Raw genomic sequence first — 13,241 nt, forward strand, 5'->3', positions numbered from 1 at the left:
CCTTGGAGAGGTGGCAGAGTGGTTGATTGTACCGCACTCGAAATGCGGCATGGGTGCAAGCCCATCGGGGGTTCGAATCCCCCCCTCTCCGCCAACCAGATAAAAATCGCAATGAAATCAATGGGTCATTGGAAGTAAGAGGCTTTTGCTTCCCGTTTGGTGCACACGGGTAGTACGCATGGCTCTATCTATGTCTTGTGCGCCTCGCAATGCCGTTATTGAGCGTCAAGCTTACGAAACATCACAAGGGCATCAACATAGTCGCCAGTCGGAAGCCGAAAAGCCTCAGGCAGCCGCCCGACAATCGCGAAGCCGAGCGTGGTCCAGAGTTTCACCGCACGTATATTGTTGCTGACGACACAGTTGAATTGCATCGCGCGAAATCCGGAGCTTCTGGCATAGTCGAGCGAGTGTAGGCACATATTGCGCGCCACACCGCCGCCTTGCGCGCTCGCCAGCGTCATGTAGCCGCAATTGGCCACGTGGCTGCCACCACCGTCCTGGTTGGCGCGCACATAATAAGATCCCACGATCTGACCTTGGCGCACGGCAACGAAGGTTCGTTTATCCGGACCGTGCCAGTAGGACAAAGCATCGTCCTTCGTCATCAGGGGGTCCAGGGCGTAGGTCGTGCCTGCACGAATGGTCGGCTCGATGACCGACCAGATGTCTGCCCGGTCTGCCGGCTCAGCCGGGCGAATGATCAGGTCGTCGGAGTGCATGACCATAACAAGTGCCGCCTAAGCCAGACTGAATATACGCCGACCTTCGCCGGCATCTTGCCCGTGGGATTGACCGATTATTCTGCGGCGTTCCTCGGACGGGTTGGTATTGAAGGCGGCCTTGAACGCCTTGCTGAGATGCGAACCGTCGACGAAGCCGGTTTCGGCGGCGATTGCGGCCAGCGATAGGTCGGTCTTCAACATCCACCGTGCATGTTTCAGGCGCAGCCGCAGATATGTCGCCTGCGGCGACTGTCCAGTTTCCTCTTTGAAAAGGCGCTCCAGTTGCCGCGTGCTCAGACTGACCTTGCCGGCCAGTCGCGCGACAGACAGCGGCGCTGATAGGTTCTGCTCCATCATTAGCAGCGCGCGCGAAATCCGTCCGTCGGTCTCGGCAAATTCGGTCGGCGGCGCCGATTGAGCCGAAGATCCGGGTTTCATGCGATCGATCAACATGATGTGGAGCGCCTTCTGCGCGCTCGACAGGCCCATGCGTTGTTCCACGATATGGGCGGCGAGGTAGGCAACGCCCATGCCGCCCGAACAGGTGATGCGGTTGCCGTCGATGACGAAGAGCTGGTCGGCCACCGGGAGTGTCTCGCCGAATTCCTCCAGGAAATCGCGATAGTGGTACCAACTGATGCAGCACTTTTTCTGGTTGAGAAGGCCTAGACGCCACAGCACGAAACTGCCGGTGCAGACGCCGATCAGATCGACCTTGGTGTTCGCAGCCTCCAGCAGATAGCGCTTGATCTTGTCATCGATCTGCGGGCCCTGATGCAGCAGGCCACCCACGACGACGACATAATCGAGCTCGCGCGGATCGAGGAACCGGGAATTCGGATACATCAGCAGACCGCAACTCGAACGGATCGGCTCGTCGGTGTCGGCCATGATGTGCCACTGGCAGCGGATCGGCCGACTGTTGTCGCCTTCGTCGGCGGCGAGACGCAGCACGTCCACGAAGCTGGCCAACGCAGTCAGCGTGAAATTCTTGGTCAGAATGAAGCCAACGCGCAGCGGACGGACCTTTGGTTGCATCACCCCTGCCTTCGCATTCACCATATGGTCGAATGGCAATCCGGGTGATCGCCGCGAGACGATGCTCCAAAACGGACCCATGTCGCATCATTACATACCTCCAGCGCGCCGGGGCAGGCATTTGCGACGGACTGATCCTAAAAATACATTGCCGCGCGCGCAAGGGCGGCGAAGCGTCTCGCCTGGTGCGCGACGTTCGGGGCGTCGGCTGGGAACCGAGAAGCCCCAGATTGTTGCGGCCAGATCAGGTCGGCCGGTGCGGCGCAGGAGGGTCAGCCGGCGGACGGCGGCTCTTCTGGCGTCGCGAACTGCGCTTCGCGGCCGATCGCAGCAAGAAATGCGTCGAGTGCACCGACCGACAGCGATGTCGTGCGGCTGTTGATGACGGGGTGGCAATTGATGCGCTCCGCCGATCGTAAGCGCGCATCGATGACGGGAGTGACCGCCTGATTGGCATCGTTGTAGAGCGCCAGGATCGAGACCGATCCCGGTTCGATCCCAAGCAATTCCTTCAGGGCTTCCGCGCTTCCAAATGACAGCCCGCCCTTGGCGCCGATCGTCTTTGCCAGCGACTTCAGGTGAACGGTCGCGGCTTCGTCGGTGACGAACAGGAAGAACCGCTTCTTGCCGTCGCGGAGGAACAGGTTCTTGGTGTGAATGCCGGGAATGTCGCCGCGTAGCGCACGCGACTCTTCCACCGTATGCACGGGCGGGTGTTCGAACGTCTCCACCACGATCGACTTGTCTTTGAGATACTGAAGAATCTCGTCGCTGCGTTCGATGCTCATCCTGCGTGTCCTTGATCGTCGAGGGCGGGACTGCGTGCGCCCGGGGCATGCCGTCCTGTCTACATGGCAGCGATCCGTGTCGCATGGATACGTCGCGAATTCGAGACCCTGGCGAGCGAAGCCGGGCGGCTTGTCGCAAATCTACGTGTTTCGTGTCGGGGCTTTGCAAACCTGCGGCGTTCCGATGTCGCTCTGATCCAACATGATTGGCGGGCTGATGCTGGCAGCGAAGCGGCAGCGAGTTGTAGGCTCCATCCAATCACAACGTGGACAGCCATGCAGAAATTTTCAGCGCTTTCATTACTACGGGCAGGGCTGACCGGTCATGCCGGTTGGCAGCGACAGTGGCGTTCGCCTGAACCGAAACCGGGCTATGACGTCATCATCGTCGGTGGTGGTGGCCACGGACTTGCAACGGCCTACTACCTGGCCAGCCGCTACGGCGTCAAAAACGTTGCCGTTCTCGAAAAGGGCTGGATCGGCGGCGGCAATACCGGCCGGAACACCACGATCATTCGCTCGAACTATCTGTTCGACGAAAGCGCCGGGATCTACGAGCACGCCCTCAAACTGTGGGAAGGGCTATCGCAGGAACTGAACTACAATGTGATGTATTCACCACGCGGCGTCTTGATGCTGGCGCACAACATTCACGATGTGCAGAGCTTCAAGCGACACGTTCATGCCAACCGTCTCAACGGCATCGACAATGAATGGCTGTCGCCGGAGGAATGCAAAGAATTCTGTCCGCCGCTGAACGTCGGTGGGTCCATGCGCTATCCGATCCTCGGCGGCGCGCTGCAGCGCCGCGGTGGCACGGCGCGGCACGACGCTGTGGCCTGGGGCTATGCCCGCGCTGCCGACGCGCTCGGCGTGGATATCATCGAGAATTGCGAAGTCACTGGCATCCGCCGCGCGCCGACCGGCGAGGTGGTGGGCGTCGATACAACGCGCGGCAGCATCAATGCGAAGCGCATCGGCGTCGTCGCGGCCGGCAATACCAGCACGGTGATGAACATGGCCGGCGTGCGTCTGCCGCTGGAAAGCTTCCCGCTGCAGGCGCTGGTCAGCGAGCCGGTCAAGCCGATCTTCCCCTGCGTGGTGATGTCGAACACGATCCACGCCTATATCTCGCAGTCGGACAAAGGCGAGATGGTGATTGGGGCGGGAACGGACGTCTACACGTCCTATACGCAGCGTGGCGGCCTGCACATCGTCAATCATACGCTGGATGCGATCTGCGAACTGGTGCCGGCGTTCCGGCGCCTGCGCATGCTGCGCAACTGGGGCGGCATCGTCGACGTCACGCCGGATCGTTCGCCGATCGTGGCGAAGACGCCGGTATCCGGGCTGTACGTCAATTGCGGCTGGGGTACCGGCGGCTTCAAGGCGACGCCGGGATCGGGCGAGGTGTTCGCCAGTACGATCGCCAAGGATGAGCCGAACAAGATCAATGCGCCGTTCACCATCGAGCGATTCCGCGATGGTGCCGTGATCGACGAAGCGGCTGCGGCCGCCGTGGCGCATTGATAGCGGGGAAAACGAGATGCTCTTGATCAATTGCCCCTATTGCGGGCCGCGCCCGGAGGCCGAATTCGCCAATGGCGGGCAGGCGCATATCGCCCGCCCGGCCGACCCGATGAGCCTCACTGACGACGAGTGGGCCGCCTATCTCTATATGCGCGACAATACCAAGGGGCTGCATCACGAGCGTTGGCGGCACGCCAATGGCTGCGGCCGTTTCTTCAATGCCAGCCGCGACACGACCACGGACGTCATCAAGCGCACCTATCGCATGGGCGAGCGCCCCGAAGCCGAACATCAGGGTGCCAAGCCATGACGGGTACGTATCGCGTGCGGCGCGGTGACGTCGCTGAAAGCCGCAACGCAGTTCATTTCACGTTCGACGGAAAGTCGTATCAGGGTTTGACCGGCGACACGCTCGCCTCCGCGTTGATCGCCAATGGCGTGCATTTGGTCGGGCGTTCGTTCAAGTATCATCGGCCGCGCGGCTTCGTCTCGGCGGGCTCGGAAGAGCCGAATGCGCTGGTCGGTGTCGGCGCGACCCAGTCGCGCTATACACCGAACCTGCTCGCGACCCAGGTCGAGATCTATGACGGGCTGGTGGCCGAAAGCCAGAATCGCTGGCCGTCGCTCGAGACCGATGCCGGCTTCCTCAACGAATATTTCTCGGCCTTCCTGCCGGCGGGTTTCTACTACAAGACCTTCATGTGGCCGCGCACGGCCTGGAAGAAGCTCTATGAGCCGGTAATCCGGCGGATGGCGGGTCTCGGCAAAGCGCCAGCCGAGCCGGATGCCGATCGCTATACGCAGGTGTTTGCGCATTGCGACGTGCTGATCGTCGGCGCCGGACCTGCGGGTCTTGCCGCAGCGCTCGAAGCCAGCAACAGCGATGCCACCGTGATCCTGTGCGACGAGCAGGCAGAGATGGGCGGCTCGCTGCTGTCTGATCGTTCGGCATCGATCGACGGCATGCAGGCCGCCGACTGGGCGCGTGCGGCGCTCGATGAATTGCGCAAGCGCCCCAACGTGAAGCTGATGTCGCGTACGACGGCGTTCGGCTGGTACCCGCACAATTTTGTCGGTCTCAACGAGCGCGTCACCGACCACCTCAGCAATCCCGCGACGAACCAGCCGCGTGAGCGGCTCTGGCAGGTCAGGGCTAAGGAAGTCGTGCTGGCCGCCGGCGCGATCGAGCGGCCGCTCGTCTTCACCGACAATGACCGGCCGGGCATCATGCTGGCCGGTGCTGCCCGGACCTATGTGAATCGGTACGGCGTGGTGCCGGGCAAGCAGGTGGTCGTATTCACCGCCTGCGACAGCGCCTATCGCGCGGCGCTGGACCTCAAGGCAGCCGGTGCCAGGATCCAGGTGATCGTGGATCTGCGCAAGAGCGTGTCGGGCTATTGGGTCGACAAGGCACGCGCCGAAGGCATCAAGGTTCGCTCCGACAGCATCGTTCGCGGCACGTCGGGCTGGCTGCGGGTAAAGTCGGCGCAGATCTCCAACGCGCAAGGCGGCGATGCCGAGACGGTGGCTTGCGATCTTATCCTGATGTCCGGCGGGTTCACGCCGTCGGTGCATCTGTTCTCGCAGAGCCGCGGCAAGCTCAGCTACAGCGAAGAGCTGCGGGCCTATGTGCCTGGCGAGTCTGTCGAGCGTGAGCGGTCGGTCGGGGCGTGCAAGGGACTGTTCGCGCTCGAAAGCGCCATCGAAAGCGGTGCCAAGGGTGGTCGGGACGCTGCGGCCAAGGCCGGCTTCTCCCCGCGCGGCGAGCGCAGCTATACGGTCTCCACGCAGTCGGTGGGTGCCGATGCGTTCATCGGCTCCGTGATGGCCGATCATCAGGCGGAGAAACGCGCCTGGGTCGATTTCCAGAACGACGTGACGGCCAAGGATGTCCGGCTCGCGACCCGCGAAGGGTTTCGGTCGATCGAACACGTCAAGCGCTATACGACCACCGGCATGGCCACCGACCAGGGCAAGCTGTCCAACATGAACGCCCTCGGTGTCGTGTCGAAGCAGATCGATGTCGCGGTGCCGAAGGTCGGCCTGACCACGTTCCGGCCGCCTTATACGCCGACGACCTTCGGATCCTTTGCCGGCCAATCGCGTGGTGATCTGTTCGATCCCGTGCGCAAGACCAGCATCCATCCATGGGCCGAAGCCCAGGGCGCACGGTTCGAGGATGTCGGCGTCTGGAAGCGCGCCTGGTATTTCCCGCAGGTGGGCGAGGACATGAATGCCGCCGTCGCGCGCGAATGCAAGGCGACGCGCGAGTCGGTCGGCATCTTCGATGCCTCAACGCTTGGCAAGATTGAGATCGTCGGCAAGGACGCTGCCGAATTCATGAATCGCATGTACACCAATGCCTGGACCAAGCTCGAGCCCGGTCGGCTGCGCTATGGCGTGATGCTGCGCGAAGACGGCTTCATCATGGATGACGGCGTCGTCGGCCGCATGGCGACGGATCGTTTCCACGTTACCACGACGACCGGCGGTGCGGCCCGCGTGCTGTCCATGATGGAGGACTACCTCCAGACCGAATGGCCGGACCTCGAAGTGTGGCTCACCTCGACTACCGAGCAGTGGTCGGTCATTGCCTTGCAGGGACCGAATGCGCGCAAGGTGCTGGAGCCGCTGGTCGAGGGCATCGATTTGTCGGCCGATGCCATGCCGCATATGAGCGTCCGGGAAGGACGTATCTGCGGCGTGCCGACGCGGCTATTCCGGGTGTCGTTCACTGGCGAACTGGGCTTCGAGGTCAACGTCCCCGCCGGCTATGGCCGGGCGGTCTGGGAAGCGATTTTCGCGGCGGGCAAGCCTTACGGGATCACGCCCTACGGTACCGAGACCATGCACGTGCTGCGCGCGGAGAAGGGCTACATTATTGTCGGTCAGGAAACCGACGGCACGGTGACGCCCGATGACGCCGGCCTCGGCTGGGCTGTCGGCAAGGCGAAGCGGGATTTCGTCGGCAAGCGCTCGCTGTCGCGGCCGGCGCTGGTCAGGGAAGACCGCAAGCAACTGGTCGGGTTGCTGACGACGGATCCCAAGGTGGTTCTCGAAGAGGGCGCCCAGATCGTGCTTGATCCGACCCATCCGATCCCGGTGCCGATGATCGGACATGTCACCTCCGCCTACTGGAGCGCGACGCTGAACCGCTCGATCGCGCTGGCACTCGTTCGCGGCGGTCGCTCGCGGATGGGTGAGGAGCTCTCGATCCCGATGCCGGACGGCGTGATCAAAGCGAAAGTCGTCGACTCGATATTGTTCGATCCGAAGGGGGAACGTTTGAATGCTTAGTCCTGCGATCATGCGTTCGAACGCGTTGTCCCCAATGCAGTCATCCGGCACCACTGCTGCGTTCGCCACGACGCTCTCGATTCTTCCCGATGCGGCGAAGCTGGTGTTTCGCGGCAAGACCGAGGCGATCGAGGCTGCCGGGGCGCATTTTGGCGTCAAACCGAGCCTTGAGGCTTGCCGCTTCGCGGCGGTCGGCGGCCGGTCGGTCTATTGGTTGGGGCCGGACGAATGGCTGTTCCAGGCGGTGAACGAGGATCCGATCGAAGTCTTCGGCGGGATGTCGGTAGCGCTGCAGGCGCAGGCCTGCTCGCTGGTCGATGTCAGTCATCGTTCGGATGGCATCGCGGTTGCAGGTCCGACGGCGGCGCTGGTGCTGAACCATGGCTGTCCGCTGGATCTGTCCCTCAAGGCGTTCCCGGTCGGGATGTGCACGCGCACGGTGCTGGGCAAGACATCACTTCTGCTGTCACGTTCTGAAGAGCACGTGTTCCACGTGGATGTATGGCGTTCGTTTGCGCCCTATGTCTGGCAATTCCTCGACGAAGCGCGAAGCCTGTCCTAGCAGCCCGGCTGCGCCCTGGAGACCGCGCGATGATTGGAACGTTCGATCTCTTCAAGATAGGCATCGGGCCGTCGTCGTCGCATACGATGGGACCGATGAAGGCCGCGGCGCTGTTTGCCAGCCAGCTTGCGGAGCGTGGTCTGCTGAAGGATCTCGCGCGCGTGAAGGTCGAGCTGTTCGGCTCGCTGGCCTGGACCGGCCGCGGTCATGGCACCGACAAGGCGGTCGTTCTCGGGCTTGCCGGCAAGTTTCCGGAAACGATCGATCCAGAAGAAGCGGAGACGCTGGTCGATGGCGCCCGCGCGGCGGGCACGCTGCGGGTTGCCGAGCGGCGCAACATTCCGTTCGACTTCGCCAATGACATCATCTTCGACGGTGTGACCGAGCCGCCAAACCATCCGAATACGCTGGCGCTCTCCGCCTTCGATGCGGCCGGTCATGTCCTTCACGATGAACGCTGGTGCTCCGTCGGCGGCGGCTTTGTCGTTCCGGAAGCGCAGGTCGGCGTCGTCGGCATTGTCGAGGACGTTCCCGTCCCGCATCTTTTCAGGTCGGGCAGGCAGCTGCTTGAGATCGGTGCGAAAACCGGTCTGTCGATTGCGCAGATTGTCATGGCCAACGAGATGTCGTCGCTCCCGGCGGACGAGATCGAGCAACGGCTCGATCGCATCATCCAGGTGATGATGGACTGCATCGATCGCGGCATGACCAAAGAGGGGCAGCTGCCGGGCGGACTGAACGTCAAGCGCCGCGCGCCCTCACTGCATCGGCGCCTTGTCGCCGCTGCAAGTTCGAACAGCCGCACCCAGCATGAGGTGATGGATTGGGTCAGCCTGTATGCGATCGCGGTCAACGAGGAGAATGCGGCCGGCAGTAAGGTGGTGACGGCACCGACCAACGGCGCGGCGGGCATCATCCCGGCCACGCTTCGCTATTTCCGCGACCATTGCCGCGAGGCGTCACCGGAAAACATGCGCGTGTTCCTACTGACTGCCGCGGCTATCGGCGCGCTGTTTAAAATGAATGCGTCGATTTCCGGCGCGGAAGTCGGCTGCCAGGGCGAGGTCGGCTCGGCCTGCTCGATGGCAGCGGCGGGGCTGGCGGCGGTGCTCGGCGGCACCAATGAGCAGATCGAGAACGCGGCCGAGATCGGCATGGAGCATCACCTCGGCATGACCTGCGATCCGATCGGCGGGTTGGTGCAGGTGCCATGCATTGAGCGCAACGCCTTTGGTGCCGTGAAGGCGATCAATGCGGCCTCGCTCGCGTTGCAGGGCGACGGCACCCATGTGGTGCCGCTCGACAAGGTGATCGCGACGATGCGCGAGACCGGGCGCGACATGCAATCGAAATACAAGGAGACTTCACTGGGAGGTCTCGCTGTCAATCTGGCAGAATGTTGAGGGAAGACCATGACCCAAGCCGAACGCGAGGCATTCTTCACAGCCGATCTCGCCCAAGCAGATCCGACCATCTCGTCGTCGCTGGCCGGAGAACTCGGCAGGCAGCGTGACGAGATCGAACTGATCGCATCCGAGAACATCGTATCGCGTGCAGTGCTGCAGGCGCAGGGCTCGGTGCTGACCAACAAATATGCCGAAGGCTATCCCGGCCGGCGCTACTATGGCGGCTGTCGCTTCGCCGACGAAGTCGAGGAGGTGGCGATCGAGCGCGCCAAGACGCTGTTCGGCTGCGGCTATGCCAATGTGCAGCCGAATTCCGGGAGCCAGGCCAACCAAGCGGTGTTCATGGCGCTGATGAAGCCCGGCGACACCTTCATGGGCCTCGATCTTGCGGCGGGCGGTCATCTCACCCATGGCGCCAAACCGAACATGTCGGGCAAGTGGTTCAACGTCGTCAGCTATGGCGTTCGCCGCGACGACTGCATCATCGATATGGAGCAGCTCGAGAAACTGGCAGTGGAGCACAAGCCGAAGGTGATCGTCGCCGGCGGCTCGGCCTATTCGCGGTTCTGGGATTTTGCCGCGTTCCGCCGCATCGCGGATGCGGTCGGAGCCCATCTGTTCGTCGATATGGCGCATTTCGCTGGTCTCGTCGCCGGCGGCGCTCATCCGTCGCCGTTCCCGCATGCGCATGTGGTGACCTCGACCACCCACAAGACGCTACGCGGACCGCGCGGCGGACTGATCCTGACCAATGACGAGGACATCGCCAAGAAGATCAATTCGGCGATTTTTCCGGGACTGCAGGGCGGGCCGCTGATGCATGTCATCGCCGCCAAGGCCGTGTCGTTCGGCGAAGCGCTGCAACCCTCGTTCGGTCAATATGCGGCTGACGTCGTCGCCAATGCGCGCGCGTTGGCGGACACGCTCTCAAAGGCCGGCTATCCGATCGTCACCGGTGGCACCGACAATCACCTGATGCTGGTCGATGTCCGGCCAAAGAACCTGAACGGCAAGCTCGCCGAGGCGGCGCTTGGGCGGGCGAACATCACCTGCAACAAGAACGGTATCCCGTTCGATCCGGAGAAGCCGACCATCACGTCGGGCATCCGGCTCGGCTCGCCGGCCGCGACGTCGCGCGGTTTTGGCGTCGGTGAATTCGAAGAAGTCGGCAAGCTCATTGCCGCCGTCCTGGATGCGAATTCCAGCGCGCCGGACCAGGGAGCGCCGGAGGTCGAGGCAAAGGTACGTGGCCGCGTCGCCGAGCTGGTTGCGTCGTTCCCGATCTATCGGTCCTGATCAGGCCGCTTGATGGAGCGTGTCGGAGAGGGGCTGCTGGCGGACGGGATATTCATCCAAGGGCTGAATGTTCACGCGCGCCAGCGCCGTGCGTGTCACCGTCCACAAGCCGCAGGCGCCGATCACGGCGATCTTCGAAGGTGTCGGCAAAAGGCTGACGCGACACTGCGCCGACAGGCATCGTCGGATCGCGTGATGCGGGCGTCTGCGGATCCCGTTGCGCGGCAGTCACACCAACATGTTTTCAGCCCATGGCGATCGCAGCCGCGCGATCGATCCACCACCGAGACAAGCAAGATGGTGAAGAAGAACTGGATCTTGACCTTCTATTGCCAGGATCGCCCGCGCATCGTGTCGACCGTCACGACGGCGATTTCCGATGTCGATAGCAACATCCTGGAAAGCGCGCAATTCTGGGACAGGACGACCAACCGCCTGTTCATGCGTATTGCTTTCGAGACGCCGGATGTGATCAGTCGAAAGACACTGGAATCGGTGCTCAATCCGGTATTGTCTCGATTCGAGATGAACGCCGTTCTGGTCGATGCAGCGTCTCGTCCCCGGGTGATCATCATGGTCTCCAAGTCGGACCATTGTCTCGAGCAGCTGCTGTATCAGGTCAAAGTCGGCTGGCTGAAAGCCGAGGTCGTCGCGATCGTGTCAAACCACCGCGATTGCGAAGCGATCGCTGTGAAGGCAGGGATCCCGTACTATCACTGGCTCGTCAGCAACGAGACCAAGCCGGAGCAGGAGCGGCAACTCTACGAGCTGTATCTGAGAGAAGGCGCCGATCTGGTCATTCTTGCACGTTACATGCAGATACTGTCGGACGATCTGTCTAGCAAGCTCTATGGTCATGTCATCAACATCCACCATTCCTTCCTGCCGAGCTTCAAGGGCGCGCGGCCCTATCACCAGGCCCACGACAGGGGTGTCAAGATCATCGGCGCTACCGCGCATTACGCGACGCCGGATCTCGATGAGGGCCCGATCATCGAACAGGAGACCGAACGGGTGACGCACGCGTCGTCCTCGGACGATCTTGTCGCCGTTGGGCGCGACATCGAGTCGCGAGTTTTGGCGCGCGCGGTGCGGCTTCATTTCGAGCGTCGTGTCCTTTTGAATGGACGCAAGACGGTGGTGTTCTAGCGCCGGCAATGCGACGACGAATGCTCGTTTGAAAAGCATCGACAGGCCAAGATTTAATCTTCGCGATGAATTTTGCAGCGCAGCGAAATCATTGTGTTTGCTGCGCAAAATAGCCCCGACGAGCAGTCGGCGCGCCAACCAAGTACAGGCAGTCGATATTCGGTAGTTATGACGCAATTCTACAAGCAACAGCGCGCGTGCATCCTATCTGCCGTATTCCCGGACCACTAGCGTTGCAGGCTGGATCAACCTGGAAGGATCAGCGATGGGGACGATTAGCAAGCGTGGTTTGGCCGCATTGGCCGTTGCGAGTGTGTTGCCACTGGCCTTTGGTAGCTTCAGCGCGGCCTTCGCCAAGGACAAGGTGAAGATCGCCTTCGTGGGTCCGCTGACCGGCGCTATTTCGCCTCACGGTATTGGCGGACGCAACTCGGCCGAACTGGCCGTGAAGCTGATGAATGCCGAGCCCAACACCAAATATGAGTACGAGCTCGTCGTGCTTGACGACGAATGCAAGCCCAACGTGGGCGTGCAGGTCGTCACCAAGATCGCGTCCGATCGTTCGATCATTGCCGCGATCCCGCATTACTGTTCCGCCACCGCGATTGCCACCGTCGATATCTTCAATCGCTTCAAGATGCCGATGGTCGTGTGGGCGGCAGTGCTGCCCGAAATTACCTATGCCAAGAAATATCCCGAAGTGCACCGCGTCAGCGGCATCCTGATCGGCCAGAACCGCATCGGCGCGCAGTTCATGAAGGCACGCGGTTACAAGAAGTTCGTGTCCTTCGCCGACTCCACCGACTACGGCAAGTCGATGAACAAGTACTTCACCCAGTTCACGCTCGAGAACGGTAATGAAATCCTGGGCAGCTTCTCGGTCCCGCCGGATCAGCAGGATCTGTCGGCCGAGCTGACCAAGATCAAGGAGCTCAATCCGGAGGTCATCTATTTTGGTGGCCTGACACCGCTCGGCGCACGCCTCCGCACGCAGATGGCCAAGTTCGGCATCAACGCGCAGTTGGAGGGCAATTCCGGCATCATGGGCGATGCCTTCGTCAACGCCGCTGGTCCGGAGCTCGCCGAAGGCACGCTGACCTTCTTCGACAGCCCGCCGCTGTCCAAGATGCCGGGCGGCAAGATGTTCTCGGATGCCTACAAGGCTGCCGGCTATTCCGAACCGCCGGAAGCTTATGGACCGTTCGCCTATGTCGCCACCCGTCTGGTCATGGAGACCATCGAGAAGGTCGGGCCGGATCGCGCCAAGGTCACCACCGACCTTGGCGATGTGAAGGACCGTCCATCCATCGTCGGTCCGGTCACCTTCGACGACCATGGTCAGAACATCACGCCGCTGACCACGAGTTATGTCGTCCAGGACGGCAAGTGGGTGGTCTGGGAAGAAAGCGAATACGTGTCCGGCAAGCGCAAGCTCAAGAACCTGCCGTAA

General features: G+C 62.0%; 11 protein-coding genes and 1 tRNA gene. 9 read left to right on the forward strand and 3 right to left on the reverse strand.

Translation table 11 applies throughout. The features are described 5' to 3' along the window. The first annotated feature begins 4 nt into the window (after positions 1-4). A tRNA-Ser gene (locus AB7813_RS21355) sits at positions 5-94 on the forward strand. A 121-nt stretch (positions 95-215) separates the two neighbouring features. On the opposite strand, the gene AB7813_RS21360 is transcribed toward AB7813_RS21355, so the two are convergent. From AB7813_RS21360 to AB7813_RS21370, 3 genes are all read right to left on the reverse strand, one after another. Then, a complete protein-coding gene (locus tag AB7813_RS21360; protein WP_441228984.1) occupies positions 216-707 on the reverse strand; it encodes an N-acetyltransferase family protein in 492 nt (163 codons plus the stop codon). A gap of 33 nt (positions 708-740) precedes the next feature. Continuing rightward, entirely contained in the window at positions 741-1,844 is a 1,104-nt protein-coding gene (locus tag AB7813_RS21365; protein ID WP_115030417.1) for a GlxA family transcriptional regulator, read from the reverse strand. A 191-nt stretch (positions 1,845-2,035) separates the two neighbouring features. Continuing rightward, the gene (locus AB7813_RS21370; protein WP_175369494.1) at positions 2,036-2,551 is read right to left on the reverse strand and encodes a prolyl-tRNA synthetase associated domain-containing protein; all 516 of its coding nucleotides are present in this window, start codon (positions 2,549-2,551) and stop codon (positions 2,036-2,038) included. A 276-nt stretch (positions 2,552-2,827) separates the two neighbouring features. On the opposite strand from AB7813_RS21370, the gene AB7813_RS21375 reads away from it, so the two are divergent. The 8 genes from AB7813_RS21375 to AB7813_RS21410 all read left to right on the forward strand — a co-directional run bounded on the left by AB7813_RS21375 (position 2,828) and on the right by AB7813_RS21410 (position 13,241). Beyond that, complete coding sequence (locus AB7813_RS21375) at positions 2,828-4,081, forward strand: sarcosine oxidase subunit beta family protein (protein ID WP_231078505.1); 1,254 nt, start codon at positions 2,828-2,830, stop codon at positions 4,079-4,081. A gap of 16 nt (positions 4,082-4,097) precedes the next feature. Further along, a complete protein-coding gene (locus tag AB7813_RS21380; RefSeq protein WP_068737808.1) occupies positions 4,098-4,391 on the forward strand; it encodes a sarcosine oxidase subunit delta in 294 nt (97 codons plus the stop codon). Next, positions 4,388-7,378, forward strand: a complete 2,991-nt coding sequence (locus AB7813_RS21385) for a sarcosine oxidase subunit alpha (RefSeq protein WP_441228348.1) — start codon at positions 4,388-4,390, stop codon at positions 7,376-7,378. The genes AB7813_RS21380 and AB7813_RS21385 overlap by 4 nt, the downstream gene beginning before the upstream one ends. Continuing rightward, a complete protein-coding gene (locus AB7813_RS21390) occupies positions 7,371-7,940 on the forward strand; it encodes a sarcosine oxidase subunit gamma (protein ID WP_439065544.1) in 570 nt (189 codons plus the stop codon). Before AB7813_RS21385 ends, AB7813_RS21390 begins: the two co-directional genes overlap by 8 nt. Before the next feature lie 29 nt (positions 7,941-7,969). Continuing rightward, positions 7,970-9,343, forward strand: a complete 1,374-nt coding sequence (locus AB7813_RS21395) for an L-serine ammonia-lyase (protein ID WP_439065545.1) — start codon at positions 7,970-7,972, stop codon at positions 9,341-9,343. A 9-nt stretch (positions 9,344-9,352) separates the two neighbouring features. Further along, on the forward strand, positions 9,353-10,642 hold the full coding sequence (gene glyA, locus AB7813_RS21400; RefSeq protein ID WP_441228349.1) for a serine hydroxymethyltransferase: 1,290 nt from the start codon (positions 9,353-9,355) through the stop codon (positions 10,640-10,642). Positions 10,643-10,939: 297 nt separating this feature from the next. Continuing rightward, positions 10,940-11,791: a formyltetrahydrofolate deformylase gene (gene purU / locus AB7813_RS21405; protein WP_441228350.1), complete on the forward strand. Its 852-nt coding sequence runs from the start codon at positions 10,940-10,942 to the stop codon at positions 11,789-11,791. Positions 11,792-12,056: 265 nt separating this feature from the next. Further along, on the forward strand, positions 12,057-13,241 hold the full coding sequence (locus AB7813_RS21410) for a branched-chain amino acid ABC transporter substrate-binding protein (protein WP_120287824.1): 1,185 nt from the start codon (positions 12,057-12,059) through the stop codon (positions 13,239-13,241).

The sequence above is a fragment of the Tardiphaga sp. 20_F10_N6_6 genome (assembly GCF_052076045.1).
GTDB classification, from domain to species: Bacteria; Pseudomonadota; Alphaproteobacteria; order Rhizobiales; family Xanthobacteraceae; genus Tardiphaga; species Tardiphaga robiniae.